Source organism: Synechococcus sp. BA-124 BA4, from assembly GCF_034931165.1.
The window spans coordinates 1-16,163 of record NZ_JAYGIA010000041.1 but is presented as its reverse complement, the minus strand read 5'-3'; the positions used below and the strand labels follow the sequence as shown (position 1 = coordinate 16,163).

At 62.3% G+C, this 16,163-nt stretch carries 15 protein-coding genes and 1 pseudogene; 9 read left to right on the top strand and 7 right to left on the bottom strand.

The window, feature by feature from the left end; genetic code table 11:
* From VB734_RS05365 to VB734_RS05355, 3 genes are all read left to right on the top strand, one after another.
* Positions 1 to 1,479 (top strand): DUF6880 family protein (locus VB734_RS05365; protein ID WP_416238038.1); only part of this gene is annotated, 1,479 nt, incomplete at its 5' end.
* 105 nt (positions 1,480 to 1,584) lie between these two features.
* On the top strand, positions 1,585 to 1,866 hold the full coding sequence (locus tag VB734_RS05360; RefSeq protein ID WP_323243077.1) for a hypothetical protein: 282 nt from the start codon (positions 1,585 to 1,587) through the stop codon (positions 1,864 to 1,866).
* 243 nt (positions 1,867 to 2,109) lie between these two features.
* Positions 2,110 to 2,454, top strand: a complete 345-nt coding sequence (locus VB734_RS05355; RefSeq protein WP_323243076.1) for a hypothetical protein — start codon at positions 2,110 to 2,112, stop codon at positions 2,452 to 2,454.
* A 202-nt stretch (positions 2,455 to 2,656) separates the two neighbouring features.
* On the opposite strand, the gene VB734_RS05350 is transcribed toward VB734_RS05355, so the two are convergent.
* The 4 genes from VB734_RS05350 to VB734_RS14635 all read right to left on the bottom strand — a co-directional run bounded on the left by VB734_RS05350 (position 2,657) and on the right by VB734_RS14635 (position 5,577).
* Positions 2,657 to 2,986: a type II toxin-antitoxin system VapC family toxin gene (locus VB734_RS05350; protein WP_323243078.1), complete on the bottom strand. Its 330-nt coding sequence runs from the start codon at positions 2,984 to 2,986 to the stop codon at positions 2,657 to 2,659.
* A gap of 4 nt (positions 2,987 to 2,990) precedes the next feature.
* Entirely contained in the window at positions 2,991 to 3,134 is a 144-nt protein-coding gene (locus VB734_RS05345) for a hypothetical protein (protein ID WP_323243075.1), read from the bottom strand.
* A gap of 291 nt (positions 3,135 to 3,425) precedes the next feature.
* A complete protein-coding gene (locus VB734_RS05340; protein WP_323243074.1) occupies positions 3,426 to 5,150 on the bottom strand; it encodes a patatin-like phospholipase family protein in 1,725 nt (574 codons plus the stop codon).
* An 88-nt stretch (positions 5,151 to 5,238) separates the two neighbouring features.
* Positions 5,239 to 5,577: a tetratricopeptide repeat protein gene (locus VB734_RS14635; RefSeq protein WP_416238039.1), complete on the bottom strand. Its 339-nt coding sequence runs from the start codon at positions 5,575 to 5,577 to the stop codon at positions 5,239 to 5,241.
* A 353-nt stretch (positions 5,578 to 5,930) separates the two neighbouring features.
* Between VB734_RS14635 and VB734_RS05330 the strand changes: the two genes are divergently transcribed.
* The 5 genes from VB734_RS05330 to VB734_RS05310 all read left to right on the top strand — a co-directional run bounded on the left by VB734_RS05330 (position 5,931) and on the right by VB734_RS05310 (position 12,131).
* Positions 5,931 to 6,812, top strand: coding sequence for a class I SAM-dependent methyltransferase (locus VB734_RS05330; protein WP_323243072.1), 882 nt, complete (start codon positions 5,931 to 5,933; stop codon positions 6,810 to 6,812).
* A gap of 167 nt (positions 6,813 to 6,979) precedes the next feature.
* Positions 6,980 to 8,992, top strand: coding sequence for a glycosyltransferase (locus VB734_RS05325; protein ID WP_323243071.1), 2,013 nt, complete (start codon positions 6,980 to 6,982; stop codon positions 8,990 to 8,992).
* Complete coding sequence (locus VB734_RS05320; RefSeq protein ID WP_323243070.1) at positions 8,989 to 10,281, top strand: glycosyltransferase; 1,293 nt, start codon at positions 8,989 to 8,991, stop codon at positions 10,279 to 10,281. Before VB734_RS05325 ends, VB734_RS05320 begins: the two co-directional genes overlap by 4 nt.
* Positions 10,278 to 10,952 carry a hypothetical protein gene (locus VB734_RS05315; RefSeq protein ID WP_323243069.1) on the top strand — a complete coding sequence of 225 codons (675 nt, stop codon included), beginning with the start codon at positions 10,278 to 10,280 and terminating at the stop codon, positions 10,950 to 10,952. Before VB734_RS05320 ends, VB734_RS05315 begins: the two co-directional genes overlap by 4 nt.
* Before the next feature lie 336 nt (positions 10,953 to 11,288).
* Positions 11,289 to 12,131: a sulfotransferase domain-containing protein gene (locus VB734_RS05310; protein WP_323243068.1), complete on the top strand. Its 843-nt coding sequence runs from the start codon at positions 11,289 to 11,291 to the stop codon at positions 12,129 to 12,131.
* A 403-nt stretch (positions 12,132 to 12,534) separates the two neighbouring features.
* Here VB734_RS05310 and VB734_RS05305 read toward each other — a convergent pair whose 3' ends face one another.
* A complete protein-coding gene (locus VB734_RS05305; RefSeq protein WP_323243067.1) occupies positions 12,535 to 14,016 on the bottom strand; it encodes a WcbI family polysaccharide biosynthesis putative acetyltransferase in 1,482 nt (493 codons plus the stop codon).
* A gap of 95 nt (positions 14,017 to 14,111) precedes the next feature.
* On the opposite strand from VB734_RS05305, the gene VB734_RS05300 reads away from it, so the two are divergent.
* Positions 14,112 to 15,581: a glycosyltransferase family 61 protein gene (locus VB734_RS05300; RefSeq protein ID WP_323243066.1), complete on the top strand. Its 1,470-nt coding sequence runs from the start codon at positions 14,112 to 14,114 to the stop codon at positions 15,579 to 15,581.
* Between the two features lie 5 nt (positions 15,582 to 15,586).
* Here VB734_RS05300 and VB734_RS05295 read toward each other — a convergent pair whose 3' ends face one another.
* The gene (locus VB734_RS05295; protein WP_323243065.1) at positions 15,587 to 15,895 is read right to left on the bottom strand and encodes a nucleotidyltransferase domain-containing protein; all 309 of its coding nucleotides are present in this window, start codon (positions 15,893 to 15,895) and stop codon (positions 15,587 to 15,589) included.
* Positions 15,870 to 16,163, bottom strand: a pseudogene (locus VB734_RS05290) (hypothetical protein); the annotation flags it as partial. The pseudogene VB734_RS05290 and the gene VB734_RS05295, both read right to left, overlap by 26 nt.

Here is a 16,163-nt window from a genome sequence, read left to right as displayed (position 1 = left end):
GCCGTCAGCGACAGCGTGCGGCGCCGCCATGAGGAACGGGAGGAGGAGGCGGAGGGGGGCTTCTGGCCGGTGCTGATCGCCCTGGTGCTCTCGGCGGTCGTCGGGACGGCGGTGGGCTGGTGGTGGCTGAGCCGCGGCAAGGTGGCCGCCCCGGCCCCCGGCGGCCAGAGCGAGCTGCCCAGCAGCCTGCCCCCCTCGGAGGTGGATCAGCGCCAGCAGCTGCTCAACCGCCTGCGGGCCATGCAGGTGGACCGTGCCTGGTTCCTGAGCCTGGTGGATGCGGCCCTGCTGGCCCAGTACCCCGAGCGCAACGGCCGCCTCCCCTCCGATGCCCTGGAGGACGCCCCGCTGCGGCGGGTGTGGAACGAACTGGCCGAGGAATGGCTGGCCCGGGTGGAGCAGCTGCCCCTGCCCCTGCGGCGCCGGCTGGGCAACTTCAGCGCCAGCGACTGGGAGCAGCGCCAGGGTGGCTTCGTGCGCCAGGGGCTGAGCCCGGCGGTGCTGCGGGAGCTGGTGTCGGCCAGCGTCCAGAACCTGCTGCCGAGCCGCGCCTCCCAGGCGATGCCGCCGGAACCCTTCCGCCAGATCTGGTACGCCGCCGCCGAGCTGCTGCTGGAGAACGACCATGGCCAGTTCGATGGGCTGGTGCCCGCCCTGCAGGAGGCCCTGGGTGACGCCGGCCTGGAGCGGCTGGCGCACAGCTGCCGCGAAGGGGGCGCCCGCGACGGCAGCCACCTGCTGCTGCAGATCGCCGAGGTCCGGGGGGATGGGGAGGGCTACCGGGGCCAGTTCAGCGCCGCGGCGCTGCGCCGGCGCCCCATCGCCGCCGACGTGTCCCGGGTCCTGCTGGCCAACGGCCGGGCCGCCGAGGCCCTGGAGATCCTCGATGGCGCCGAGCCGGAACACCCCGGCCGGCTCGATGGCCCCTGGCAGGAGAGCCGCATGGCCGCCCTGGAGGCCCTGGAGCGACCGGCCGAGGCCCAGGAGATGCGCTGGCAGTGGTTCTGCCGCACGCTGTCGATCCCCCACCTGCGCGCATTCCTGGGGCGCCTCGCGGCCTTCGAGGACGGGGAGGCGGAGGAGCGGGCCCTGCGGGTGGCCGAGCAGCACCCGAACCGCCTGCTGGCGCTGGAGTTCCTGGTGGGCTGGGGGGCGCTCCCCCGGGCCGCCCGCCTGGTGCTGGCCCAGGCCACGGCGTGGGACGGGGAGGCCTACGCGATCCACAGCGCCGCCGCCGAGCGGCTCAGCGCCGACCACCCGCTGGCGGCCACGCTGCTGCTGCGGCCGATGGTGTGGGGGGCGCTGGCGATGGGGCGCTCCAGCCGCTACCGCCACGCCGCCGAACACCTGCGCCACTGCGACCGGCTGGCCGATCGGATCAACGACTGGGGGGGCCACCCCGACCATGCCGCCTTTGTGGCGCGGCTGCAGGAGGGCTTCGGGGGGCGGTGGGGCTTCTGGAAACTGGTGGAGGCGTAAAAGCTCAGGGTTGCGGTTGGTGGGGATGCGTTCGGTGGGGTGGAGTCGGCAGATGGATCCGGCATTCTGTACAGGTCTGGGATCCGGCCGGGCGGACAGGACCCGATGGCCTTGAAGCCCCGGGGATGGATCAGCGTCAGCCAGCAGCTTTGCCGCAAGCCCGTTCTGCTGCTGGCGATGATCACATCGGCGCGGCCATCCGCGTGGCCCCTCGATTGGCCTCTGGAGGATCTGGAGGCCGCAGGTCTGCCCCAGCCCTGCCTGGTGCGCTTCAAGCTGTTCACCCTCGACGAGCGGCTGGTGTCGGGGTGGCTGGGTGCTTTGGCCGCCGCCGATCGCGCCGGGGTGGAGGCCCAACTGGGCAAGCTCCTGCCCACCGCGTCCTGAACGCTGCCAAGGCCGCCTTGTGGTGGTGGTTCGGCGGATGGATCCAGCCGGCCGATGTTGGCGACATCCGGGCCAGCGTGGGTGAGCAGGCCTCTTCGCTGGAGCAAGTCGCTGGCCACTGGAGCTGTTTCCGATCAGCGGTGACGAGCACGACGCCCCAATGGCGGCTGGTGGTGGCGCACTGATCTCAGTGCTCAGACGTCTTGATCGTTTCCATCAACAAAGCCAAGGCCTCATTCAGCATTGAGCAACAACGCATCGAGCTTGGATTCGATAGCGGCGAGTCGTTTGTCCTCATTCTCGAGCAGCTTCGTGCGCTTCTCGCTCTCGCGCTCTCTGATCTGCGCATCGATCGTTGGATGCCAGTTTAACTTCGCTAACCAGCGCCGCCAAGGCGGCAAAGAGGAAAGGAATTCCGATTTGCTGGGTGACGTTGAAGTGGACTCCAAAGACATCGACATGACTGTAGGAGGTAAAGAACGTGATCAGGACGACAAGAAGACCGCCGACAAGGGAGGCATAACCGACTCGATCCAGCAATGGAAACGGATCGGCGGGACTCGCGGAAACTGGCGCTTTGTTCTCTGACATGACCGTAGCGACGCCAAGTCCGAACTGTTCAACGCATAGTGCGTCAGTACCAGTGTGGAGCGCATCCGTGCTTTCACGGAGTGATGGGCTCTGCGGGGGGGGGCAGGGTCGGATCGCGCTCAGCTCAAGGGATTCATCAGCGATGGGGCGCAGCTTCGAGCCGAGCATGGTGTTGGCGGCTTGGCAGGCCGAGCACCCTTCAGCGGCCCGCTTCCATCGCCGGTGCATGATCGGTGTGGATGAAGTCATCGTCCTTGTACAGAAGGGGTGCAGCGAGGGATTTGGCCAGGGCGTAGGAGAAACGGTCGCCCAGATTCAACCCGGCTCGATGGCGTCCCTTGCCGAAACGACGAAAGGCCAGGCGCGCGAGTTCCGCCTGGTCGCGGTCGAAACTGACCGCTTCGATCTCTGCGGCGGCCACAAACACATCCAGATCTCCTTGGCCATCGGCGCCAAAGCGGGCCTCGAGAACGATGGAGAGTTCGAGCAAGGAAGCAGCGGACATCCGCGGGAACTTGGCGGATTGGATGGCCTCATTGAAGGAACGACGTTAGTCCGAGGTCGTCGTAGCCGAGGATTTCCTCGGGCGTCCGGTTGTCCTTCCGCGGTCGCGCTGCACGACGCAGGGCGATCTCATCGAGGCGATCGGCCTCTGGGTTGCGGATGTTCAGCGCCACCTGGTCTGCGTGTAGACAACCGACACTCAGTGCGGACGCCCCCTGGGCTGTTCGGCCTGCCCTAGGCGTGGCTATGGGTGCCGGTGGGTTCTGTGGGCGGATCCGGCGTTCTGTACAGGCTGTACAGGTCTGGGATCTGGCCGGGCGGACAGGGTCGGTCTCGCTCAGTTCTCCGCTTCGAGCCGTGCACGTTGCCAACTGCGGCCGTCGGCAAAGCGACGACGATGTCCATCACGCCCGTGCGCTCGTTGATGCCATCCGGGCTGTGACGCGTTGGCGGATGTCTGGAGCTTACGGCTGCTGTTGGGAGGGCAGGGGTTCAAGGAGATAGGGCTTGATGACTGATCGAACAGCCCGCTTCAAGGCGGTCTTTGTCAGGGGCTTGCCAATGGTCTGTCGTAGCAGCCACCTGAAGAAGCCAGAGCGCCGCTTCGCATCAATCGGATCTAGATACTTGCTGTTGAAGAAGTCGACCAGTGAATCGACACGTGCATATAACTGATTGGCAATCTCCTCGCGGCGTTCTGGAGCAACCTGGACCATGAGATGGCGAAGCTCCTCTCCGTGATCGCGCGTGCTGCGTCCATGCGCGTCTTCGTAGATTCTTGGCTTAGCCAACTCGGCATACTTCTCACGAACGTCTTTCCAGATCTCTGTTTCATACTCTCCATAGCCCTGCGGCATCAGTTCTTGGTCGCGGGTACGTGTCCGGTGAGATAGAGGCCTTGGGGGTGAGTCTGCTCCTTGCTCCTTGTCCACTGGCCAATCGATCTCTGGCATCGTTGCATCGAGGGACATGAAATCGTTAATCAGGTGATCGAAGCTGCCATTGCGTAGCTTCTGGCGGGCATTCCGCCGGCCCATGTTGTAGTCGTGAGCTCGGAAGTCGTACTCCAGAAAGCCAGCAAATGCTGAAAAGGTATCCCCGATCAGAGAGGCCTCGGTGGCCGTCACGGTGAGGAGCTTTCCGGTGAGGCCTTCGGTGACCCATTGTTGAAAGCGTGATTGGCCAAAGATGGCACTGACGAGCCCAGTAGCCATGGCGATCAGATCATCCTCCTTGTTGAAGAATGGATCGGCATCAATCGTGCGCTTGCCGGGGGCTACGAAAAGGTAGCTGCGATCGGCATCGGCATGCCCTGCATCAAGGACTTCCGTCAGATTGGCGGCCATCCCTACGGGCTCGTTTTCAAAAACGCCACCATCGGTATAGAGATAATTACCACCATAGAGTTTATCGCCGGAGGTGGATTTGATGCTGCTGTCCCTGGTGGCCATCATGCTCTGTTTTGAGCCACCGCTACGGACGATGCGACGGGCCCGGAAGGCAAAGGGAAAGGCTCCTGAAGACAGGGCCATCTCCCGAAGGATTCCCCAGCTGCAAGTGTTGTGCATGGGCTTCCACACCACCTTTCGACCCCTCATCTGTGGCTCCATTTCGGTGAGCTGGATGGCCTGCCCGTGCTGCAGGCGGCAGACGAACTGATCCTTGTAGCGGGAGTAGGCAAAGGATTCGTTGCTCCCCGAGCCAGGAATCTCCTGCTTGTAGCCATTCAGATTGGACATCGCAAAACCAACCTGCAGAGACTTCGCTGCTGCCGGATGGGGATCCAGGGCAAGGCCTGGCTCATCGGGAATCGATTGGCTGCCGATATCATCGATGACCGCAGAGCTCAGCAGGGAATACCGATGCTCATCAGGGTGCACCTTTAGAAGTTCATCGATGGATACATTCTTCACCCAGGCATCGAACAGAGGATTGCCTTCGTAGGGATGCCGCAATCTAGTTCCACCGAAATACAACTGTTGGCTGAGGATGGCGGCGGTCATGGCCCCTGCGGAGGCTCCTGTGATGACATCAATCTCCACACGGTCTGGATGGTCGCTACCGACAGACTCGTTGTGCAGAGCGATGGCCTCCAGCAACTCGTACATCACACCCGCCTCATAGCTCCCAAGCGAAACGGCTCCGGAGATCACGATGGCGAGCTTCCGAGGCATAGGCTTCTGCGTCATCGGAGTGATTCAGATCCGTTAACCTTGTGAGGTTGATGAGTGGATGTCAAGTGCGAGGATCACCTTGTGAGCGCGCGCTACAGCATTCTCAAGCTATTGCGATCCGCAGGTGGCCAACCCCGGCATCAGGCGGCAGATGGGCTGGTGCAATGGCGCGTCCGGCGGCAGCCAGGGTGAGCAGGGTGGCCGACAGCAACAGGGCCTGCTGATGATCGTCCGCGACAGCGCGGCGATAGAAGGGAATGGCAGCGGCCGGCTCGCCGCCGCTGCGCAGCAGCTCAGCCATGCCGAGCACGGCGGCGAACTGGTCGGGCTGGCGCTGGAGGATGGCCTCCAGAATCCGCCGGGCTTCGGCGTGCTCGCCGAGCTGGCGCAGGCAGCGGGCGGAGGCGGCCTGCAGGTTGGCGTCGTCCGGGGCGTGGCTCAGGGCCTGGCGGAAGAGGTGGAGGGCGGCGGCAAAGCGGCCCTGGCATAGGCGGCTTCCTCCTCCTGGATCCAGTCGGCCACGTTGTCCGCCGGCGGTCGCGAGGACGGTGGGGCCATGGTGGCATGACTCTCAGGCACCCTGGGACGCATTGAGACGCTGGCTTGTTAGGCCAGGCATCAGGCGGCAGAGGGGCTGTGGTGTAGGGGCGCTCCTGGCGGTAGTCAGAGGGGTAAGGCGCCCCGAAACGGGGAGACGGGAGCCACCGGAGTGGATCATGGGCAGGGTCGTGCCACAGCGAGGTGGCGTCCATGGCCTCTTCTCCCTAGGCTGCCTCAATGACTGGCGAAGCAGCCTTGGCGCAGGTCGGAATCCGCCCGCAGCTGATGCCCAGTGAGAGGGTGCTCGCACTGCACGATCTTCATCGCACGTACAGCAGTTTCAGCGAGTTTCAGCCGGAACTGGCCGAGCTGCTTCAGCAGGGGAAACTGCTGGACGAGTCTGTTGCGGTGACCCAGATGCTGGGATTTCTTGAACCCCTCACGGGCGAACATATCCCGCCGGAGGCCCTTCAGATTCAGGGGCCCAACTACCGCGAATCTTTGGTGGCGAACGGGTTGCTGAGCCGGAATCGGGCGGTGCTTCGTGTATTGGAGGCGACTTGCGGCTCCTTGGAAGCCCTGGCGCAGCTGGACGTGTATGTAGTGGAGGCGTTGAGTTCTTTTGCTCTGTGGATGCGGCGACACCTTGGAGCCCCCAGGCTCACCTGCAGCGAGTTCCTGGAAGATGCGGAACTGGCCACCAGCGAGGTTCTGCACCAGGACCTCTGCGCCCTGACCTTCCCCGAATCCAGGTTTGATGTCGTCCTTTGCAACGAGCTGTTCGAGCATGTGCCTCAGCTGGAGTTGGCCTTCCGAGAGATCGCCCGGGTCCTGCGGCCAGGAGGGCGGCTGGTGGCCACCTGCCCATTGGCTTTCGGGCAGCTGGATTCGATCCTGAAAGCGCGATACGACCCGGTGACCCATCAGACGGAGCTGCTTGGGGACCCTGAGCGGCATGGAGATCCGATCCGGCCAGTGGGCGGCTCTCTCGTCTACCGCATTCCTGGGTGGGACGTTCTCGATCAACTGCGTGCCGCGGGCTTCGCTGCGGTGCAGATGCATCACATTGCCAGCTGGAAGCATGGCGTGCTGGGATCGGATCTACCTGGTGTGCTGGTGATCGAAGCGAAGCGGTAGATCACCCGCCCTGATCATCCTGTGTTGATTGACACATCTTTCCAGTCGGTTCTGGGGTCGGAACATTTCATCAAAGCTTCATCAGGCTGCCATGCCCATCACGGGGATGCGAGGTCTTTGGGGGTTATATTCTCTTGGCATCCATCCGGTCCACCATTGGATTGCGCTTGACTTTGCCCGTTCATTCTCTAGATCGGAAGTCACTGCAGATCAAGCTTCTGCACAATCCGGAATCCCAGAGCGACTGGGATCGTCTGGCCGCCTATGCAGGAGGTCATCGGGCTACGGGTCGTCCCACTGATCCAGCTTCGGAAGGCGACACTGACATCGCTGGAAAGCCATCCCCACCGAGTGCCGACCCTGACCCTGACCCTTCCTCCCAGCTCCCGCCCACGGGTGGCTTTGTTGAGCCCGGCATCGAGCAACTGAGTTCCGAGGCCCTGTTCCGGCGGGCCAAGCAGCTGGTGGATGGGGAGCGTTTCGGCGAGGCCATCGAGCTGACGAATCGCTGGCTGGCCGCCACAACGGAGGAATCGTCGGACCCGATGCTGGCGTTCATCCGAGCCCACGCCCACCGGCAGAGCGGGCGAACGGAAGAGGCGCTTGAGATTCTGCGCCCGTATCGGGACCAGGCCAGCAACCCCTGGATCCCCTTTGAGCTTGGGTTGATCCACAAGGCCCTGGGACAGGCGGAAGAGGCTTACCTGTGCTTCCGCGAGGCCAAGGGCCTCCAGCCTGATTTCACCTGGGCCTCGATCGAGGCCAGTCGCACCACGGTGGATGGCAACGTTCCCCTCGGCCGTCTTGATGCGATCACGGCCCAGGCGTGTGACACGGGCGCCCCCGTGGATGTGCATCTCGATCGCAGCCTGCGCTGCGGTTCCCTGCTGCTGTTGATCGGCTGGTGTCGGGAAGCCTTCCCCAGCGGCAGCCTGTTCCGGCTGAGCGATCCGCTCATGCCTGGTGCCCATGCCGTCGGATCGGGTACGTTCTATCACCGGCCTGACGTGTGCCAGGCCCTGGCTCTGCCGGAGCACCAGCGGCATGGCTTTGCCACTCTGATTGACTGTTCCGGCTTCCGGCGTTGGTCGGAACTCGGCCGGTTGGTGTTGATCGTGGAGCCAGAGGGCGAAGACAAGGCACGTCCGACCTCCGCGGAACTCTGCCTGGCGGAGGTACCGGAAGAAACCAGTGCGCCGCGCTTTTTCGAAGCCGCACTGGGCGTGTTTCGGGTGTCGATCGACAGTGGCAACCGCTGGCCGGATTCCCTGAGGCTGTTCACCCCGCAGACCGTCATGGAAGCGTCGGGATTGTTCGCCCGGCACGTGGCCGCCGAGCGCAGCGATGTGGAGGTCCACTGGCTGACGCGCACCCCGCTGGCACGGCCACCAGTGGCGTCGGTGATTTTCGTGCAGCTGGGTTCCTTCCTGGCGGCTAAGCCGGCCATCCTGCAGTTGGCGAAATGTGGCTTGCCTTTGGAGCTGATCGTGGTGAACAACTCCCCCGAGCTCTTTTCGGAAACGTTCCACATTCTCGATCGGTTTGCCGATATCCGCAGCGGGTTACGGATCGGCATCCTCAACCGGGCCACGAATCTCGGCTTCTCGGCTGGCTGCAATCTCGGTGCCGCGCATGCCACAGGCGAATGCCTGCTGTTCCACAACAATGATCTGTTTGCCGACTCGGTGGCCGACTACCACCATTTGATCCGGCGAGCCATGAGCGAACCGAATGCCATCCACAGTGCCTTTCAGTATTTCACAGACGGTACGCTGATGCAGGAGGGCCTCACCGCCACCCGACTCACAACGGCAAAGGCTGGAGCCATTCCCCTGTTCAATGGCTTTTCCGTGGGCCGTAACCAAACCCGGGCTGATGTGATCGCCTGTTCCGGTTCGCTGATGGCCATGAGTGCGCCATTGTTTCATCACCTGGGTGGTTTCAGTGAAGAGATCATCTATGCCCATTTCGAGGATTTCGATCTTTGCCTGAGGGCTCGCCAGGAGGGTATTTCTGTGCGGGTATGGGATGACATCAAGTTCTATCACGCAGAGGGCACGGGCTCCGTTGCCCCTTATCACCTGAGCGGGACGACCAGCCATGTGAATCGGCTGCTGTTTTCCCTGAAGTGGCGGCGAGAGCTGGAAGCCATGGATCTGCCCGTGGAGTATTCCCTATGAGCCAGTACGACCTGGTGATTCTGAGCCTGTTCCATCCCAAGGTGGTGCATGGCGGTGCACAGCAGTGCGCCTATGATCTGTTTTTGAACCTGCGCAAGTATTCCAATCTGCGTGTGTGCTTCATCGGCGCCACATCGCCTCAGACAAGCCTGCGCACCAAGGCTTCGGCCTATCTGCGCAAGGTGCCCGGAGCAGAAGACGAATACTATTTTTTCACCGGCGAGTACGACTACTTCTGGCATAATTGCGTCGATTCACGGGCGATCAAGGATCTCACCCTGTTCTTGCGCAGGCTTGAGCCCCGCTCGGTGTTTCTTTCGCATTACATGCACATCGGCATTGATCTGCTGGGGCTGTTGCGTTTTGCCTTGCCAGAGGTGCACATCAGCGTGGGATTGCATGAAATGCTGTTCGCCTGCCTGGCTGATGGCCAGATGGTGAAGAAGACGAACGGTGGACTGTGCAGCAAGGCCGAGCCGGAGCTCTGCGCCATGTGCTTTCCCCACATCACCGCTGATACGTTCATGGCCCGACACAAATACAACGTGGATCTGCTGGAGATGGCCGACAGCTACATCGTCCCTGCCAGGCATCTCGGCGGCGTGCTGGTGAAGGAGATGGGCGTTGATCCACAGCGTGTCCACGTGATCAACCATCCCATTGATCTGGATCGCTACCCGGCGCCCGAGCCGGAGCCCACGAGGTTGAAGGCCATCCGTTTCGGTTTCTTCGGTCAGTTCGTCGACAACAAAGGAATCCACGTGCTGCTGAAGGCCGGTGATCTTCTCAACCGCAGCCAGCCCCTCAGGCCCTTTCAGATCGTCATCAATGGCGGTAATAAGAACTTCGCCTCCGGTGAGTATCAGCGCAAGGTGGAAGGGCTGATCAGCGACAGCCACGCCTGGGAGCATGGGGAGGTGGTGGAGTTGGGAGGCTACACGCACGATGAACTCATCCGGCGCATGGCCGGCATTGATGTGGTGGTAGTCCCTTCCACCTGGCCGGAGGTTTTCGGGCTGGTGGTGACCGAGGCCTTTGCCTGCTACAAGCCGGTGATTGCGGCCTTCATCGGGGGGCTGGCGGAGCGCGTACAGCACGGCGTCGATGGCTATAACTTCGTGGCCAGAGATGCTGCTGATCTTGCGGCAAAAATGGCATTATTTCTGGAGATGGAACAGGATAAGTATCTGGAGATGGCTCATGCTGCGCATCAGACTGCCAGCCGGCTCAGTCCGAAGCGGGCGCTGGAGAGTTACTTCAAAGCTCTCTCGATCGGAGAAGCAGCATGATTCATATCACTGTGGCTGCTCCTATGGGCATCGACTCAGTCTTTTTTAGTTTCATTGAGCGATTGGCTATGGTGAATGGCCATGCCTGTGTGGATCCACCTGCCCAGCAGTTGGATGATGTGGAGCCAAGAGAGTGGATTGACGAGATGATAAGGAGTACTAAGCACTATTTTTTGATTGGTTATCGTTACCCACCTCTTTACTGGAAAACGCTTGTTGAGCAGGCAGGTACTGTTTGTCTCTTGGCTGATCCGAATGGAGTCGCTCGGCAGGTAGAGCAGATCAGGCTTAAGCAGCTGGATTCTGGTCTTGACCTTGATACTTCGGCAAGCATTCAACTTGTGCGTCATGCCATAGACGCTTCTATTGAGCTGGCCGAATGGTCTTTCGCCGACGATAGATCAAGCCGTTGGATTGTTGCTCCTGCGGCTTCGTTTCTTCGTCACCCCAGAGAAGGCTTTACTCGTCTTGAGCACTTTTATCGCAATGCTGGTGTGGCCATTCCAGAGTCATGTGCAAACCAATTTAGTGAGGAAGCACTACCTCATCTGAACTCTGGCTATAGTCCAGCCCACGAAACAGTTTCTGAGATTCGCAAGCTCCTTACGATGGGGAATGCCACTCCTAGGAGACTTCAGGCAGTCTCGGCTCTGTTTTACGACTATGGCTAGTGGAATATAGGGAATACTTTGTTTCCGCATCGAATCAGCGGCGCAGTGCAAGTGAGTTGGTTTGATGCCATCCGGCGTATGGGAGGTTTGCTTTATGGTCTTGCTGCTTCATAGTGCATTTCATAGTATGATAGCCTCATCTCCTGCACGCTCTATTGCATCATTTAGCTTGGTTTGTTTGATGAACGTCTGCCGCGCTGGTCGATACACGCTGTCATCCTTCTCTGATTTTGCTTGGACAGTTATTCAACTCTTTTCGATGCACTGGAACACGAGCTAAGACAATCAACTCTGCATCTGAAATGGTGACACCTATTCTGCATTCTGATTCCTACAATGCTTGATCTTCACGGCGTTTCAATTGTTCCGCTCGTCTCTTATGGCAGAAGTGGCTCAACGGTTTTCATGAAGGCGCTGAAGGCGCTAGGTTGCTCAGTACATGGTGGAGCTCCGTATGAAGATCGAACATGCCAAATGGCTCTCCTTAGCCATTTAGCTGGTTTAGGAGGGTTAAGTTCTATTCATGACTCGGCACTTTCTGTTGGCGACGTATTGGCTAAGAATGCCTTCTTTAACTCTCACTTAATCTCTGTAGGTTCATCTCCATTCGTTGAGTTCTTTCCTCACTTCAGTGCCTTTGCAAAGCAGCTTGCCGAGACTGGGACTTCATTAATTGCGGAGAAGTTTATTGGTGTTGATCTTCTTCAGGCAAGCGTGGGTTTTTTACCAAATGGCCAGTTAAGGCCAATCCTTCTTCAGAGGGATCCTAGGGATATCTTTCTGTCAGTTAAAGGTTTCAACGCAAAGCGCGGATATCGCAGTTTTAATGATGTTGGTGATGATGAAATGCTATTTCGCATTATTTGTGCTTTTGCACGTCAGTTGCAGGTCATATCTTCGAACTTGGAGAGCTGCCTTGTCTTCTATGAAGATCTTGTCAAAAGTCCGTCGGTTGTTATTGATTCCATTGCTCGATTCTTGGGAATCGAGTCTAGTGCGGATCTTATTGCAGAAACTGTTTCCGCAATCCAGCCACGAAGCGAATCAGACTTGCAGCATATGACCAGCAATAGTATCTCATCTACGGTCAAGCGTTGGGAGACACAGGCATCGCCAGAGTATCGTGCTATCTTTGAAAAACATGATGACAAGCTATCGAGTATATCCCGTTATGTCTAAAGCTGCGAATGCGTGGCTTCCGTGAGGTGCATTCTGCGACTTTCTTTTGGTTTATCGGAGACACCTCAAATGTGTGTAAGCTTCAAAATCATAGTCTCCTTGGTGCTCTCTGGGGTGCTCTCTGGCAAGCCTGCTAGGCATCTACTTCTTTTGCGCATTCAGTAAGATGTTTCGATGTGAGGCAGTATGGATCGTGGGGATCTGGCGTTCAGGTTCGCCGTAAGCTGCGAATTGCTTTCATGTAGTGCCACGTCATATCATCTAGTTGATGGATTGTCTTTGGGATAAGTCTAGTACTGCCATTCAAATATGTGAAGGCTTGGAAAGCCTGCTCAATTGCCGCGAAGATCTACCAACTGCAGTCTGAAGGAGAGCGCCGCGGATGCCATGCGTTCGTTGCCGCTCAACCCGTCGCCAGCGCCAGGAGCCGCTCCGCCAGCCCGTACTTCTCCTGCTGGCGGTTGCAGGCCACCAGCCAGCGATGCCGCCGGTAGAAGGCGATCGAGGCGCCCAGCTGCTCCTCCAGCGTCCAGCTGTTCTCCCAGTCGCGCCGCCCCTCGGCGGCCGCCCACGCCGGCAGGGCGAGCGCCTGGCGCGTCCAGGGCAGGATGGCGTGCCGCTGCCGGCCCAGTTGCTCCACCGGGCTGCCCAGGCCAGGCCGTTCCCCGCCTGGCTCCTGCCCCAGCCGCCCGACCAGATCTTCCAGCAGATCCTCCAGCAGCTTTTCCAGCACCTGGTTGCTGGGGTGGTTGAACGTGTGGAACAGCGCCATCGGATGGCCTTCCCCGTTGTGGTTCGCCTCCAGCCAGGGGGAGATCCGCAGGTCGCACTCCTGTTCCCGTCGCGCCAGCTCCTGCAGCGAGCGCCGGTGCCAGGCCTGCAGCAGCTCCTCCATCTCCGGGGTGCAGGCCAGCGCCAGGATCTCCTCGGCCTCCAGGCCGCGCTCGGCGGCCGCCATCGCCAGGAAGTCGTGATAGTCGCCCAGGGGAGATTCGCTGGCCAGGCCGGGCAGTTCGCCCCGGTCGTCGTGGGCGTAGCCGATCGTGGGGTGGTAGCCCTCGTAGTGCAGATTCGGCAGCACCACGGCGCCAGCCCCTTTCGGCAGCAGGGCCTGCAGGGTGGCCCCATCCAGGCCGATGCCGTCGCGATAGCCCGGTGTGACGCGGTGCATCACCAGCACCTGCGTGTCACCCAGCACCCGGTGCAGCTCCGCCACATCCTCCGCCGTGGCCATGTGCACCGGCGCGCAGTAGTGGAAGCGATGGGACGGCAGGGCCCGCTCCAGCCCCAGAAAGATCGGGTGGCTCTGGCAGTTCCCCACGATCGTGATCAGGCTGTCCGCCGCGGGCCAGGGCGGGGCTCCGGCGCTGGTACCGGGTATCGCCAGAAACGCCTCCCGGTACACCGGCACCCAGTCCGGCAGGGGATCGTGATAGCCCCCCAGCGTCTCGAGCATCTTCAGGGCCGTGGCGCCCAGCTCCTGCCGTTGCAGGGCGGGGGTGTCGTCGTCGCAGCTGGTCAGTTGCCGATGGATCCAGATGGATCCGTAGCGGCAGAACTGCTCATGGTGAATCGCCACCCACTCCGCCTGGGGGGAGCCCTGATCCAGCAGGTGGCCGAACAGCCGTGCGCCCCAGCAGGCCAGCGCGATGGCCTGGGCCGGATCGCCCTCGACCACCGCCAGCATCTGCTGGTGGCAGGCCAGGCCCAGTTCCCTGAGCAACTCCTGCTCGTCGGCCTCCAGGCTGGCCTCGGAGGCGTTCACCCCGTCCCATACCAGTTCCGCCACCCTGGCCAGGCCCTGGCGCCGCAGGCATTCCCTGGCCAGATCCAGACAGGCGGCCCGACCCCTGGGTGTTTCGGCTGGCAAAGGGGTGTGTGCCATCCAGAGGCTTCGGGCCCCCCCGCCCCATCGATCAGGATCGGCCCATCATGGCGGCGACGCACGGGTGCCAGAGTTTGCCGTGCTGCACCGAAGCCATGGGTGACGCCCGCCAGCTCGCGGCGGCCTGCCGGCAGCTGTCATCCCTGGCCGTGCTCGAACCGGCCGAACGCGACCGCTTGCGCCAGCTTGGTGCCGCCGGCCACCAGCGCATGCTGGCCCTGCCCGAGGAGCAGCGCTACGAGGCGATCGCCCTCGCCCTCGATGGCGCCCGGCTCTACCGCTGGCTGCAAGACACCAGCCCCGAGGAGCCCGACTGGGTCGCCGTGTTCGAGGAACAGTTCTGCCGCTATGGCGCGCTCTGGATCAAGGACCAGGGCCGATCCGATCCCCATCTGGCCGCTCAGGCCCTGCCGCTGATCGACCGTCTGCTGCAGTTCCATCCGGCGCAGCACGACTGGATCCACGCCACCCGCCAGCAGCTGGTGCAGGCCGCTGCCCCCATCCCGCTGGGCTTCTTTGCGCCGCCCCCGGCTCCTGCCCCCTTCCCCTGGCCGGAACCCCTCCACACCTACCGGCTCGGCCACCGGCTGGTCAGCAACGCCGTGGTGCTGCCCATCGGCGCCATCGCCGACGGGGAATGGTTCAGCGACTGCCTCCAGTACCTCCCCGCCGGCTGGCCCGAGGCCCCCTGGATCCAGCAGCTCGCCGGCTACCAGCTGCAGCGCGATGGCGACAGCCTCAGCCTCCGCCCCCTGCCCGATCCGGAGCCCGCACCCCTGCGGCTGGAGGGCACCTGGTGCGTTCTCAACGACATCGTCGGCCATCGCAACCTGGGCCACTTCTTTCACGACACCCTCCCCCAGCTGGCGGCCATCCGCCGGCTTTCCAGCGAGCTGGGGCCGTTGAATCTGCTGGCCTGCCGCGAACGCTTCGCCAACCTCGCCCACCTGCGTCGCCTGCTCTGGCCCGGCGCTGTGCAGTTCCGGGACGAACTGCCGGCCTCCTTCAGCGTCGAGCGGCTCGTGCTCCAGCCGGTGGCCTGCAACGGGGGCAGCGGCTTCCATCCCCACCACCAGCGCACCTGGACCTTCGCCATCGAGGACTACCGCGACGGGGTGGACCTGCTGCGCCGGGACCTGCATCAGCCCACGCCTCCCTTCGCGCTGCAGGATCACTGGATCTACTTCAGCCGCAATCTGGCGGCCCCCACCGAAGTTCCCCATGGCCGTGACTTCAGCAACCACGCCGAACTGCTCGAGCAGCTCAGCAACCATGGCGTGCTGATCCTCGACCCAGGCCACTTTGACATCCGCGCCCTCCATGGCCTGATCAGCCGGGCCCGGGGCTTCCTCGGCATCCATGGGGCCGGCCTGGCCAATGCCCTGCTCGCCCCGGACGGCACCCCGGTGATCGAAATCCGCCCCCACGGCGGCGCCTGGCTGATGCTGGAACTGGCGGGCCGCTCCGCCGGCCTCGACTGGCAGGTGCTCAACTGCGCCGCCGATCCAGCCGTGCCAGGGCGCAGCGTGCTGCCCATTCAGGACCTGCTCGAGCGGCTCCGGTAGGCGCCTCAGCTCCGCACCCAGATGCAGCGACCCACGCGCTGCAGATGGGCTTCCAGTTCCTGGGAAATCTCCCGGCGCAAGGCCACATCCACCTGCCAGGGCAGCAGCAGCTCATCGATCGCCGCCATCAGCCGCAGCCGGTCCCGATGGCTGAGCTCGCGCCCCTCCAGGCAGAGGTCAATGTCGGATCCTTCGCGGTGACGTCCCATCGCCCGGGAGCCGAACAGCCACACGGCCTCCAGGTGGCCCTGGCTGTCGAACACCTGCTGCAGCCGCTGCTGGACCCGTTCAGGGATGCCGGGGATTGATCCCAACGCCACAGCCCCGCACCCAGTCGGTCACACCGCCCGGCCGGTCGATCAGCTCGATGCCCTCGGCGGCCAGTTCGCTGCGGATCCGGTCGGCGGTGGCGAAATCCTTCGCTGCCTTGGCGGCCCGTCGCGCTTCGATCCGTTCCTGGATCGCCGCCCCATCGGCCGCCCCAGCCGCGGGCTCGGTGGCCGTCTCCGCCTCCAGGCCCAGCACCCCAGCCAGCTCGCCCAGCAGCCGCCAGCGGGCCTCCAGCGCCGCCGCCTCCCCGGC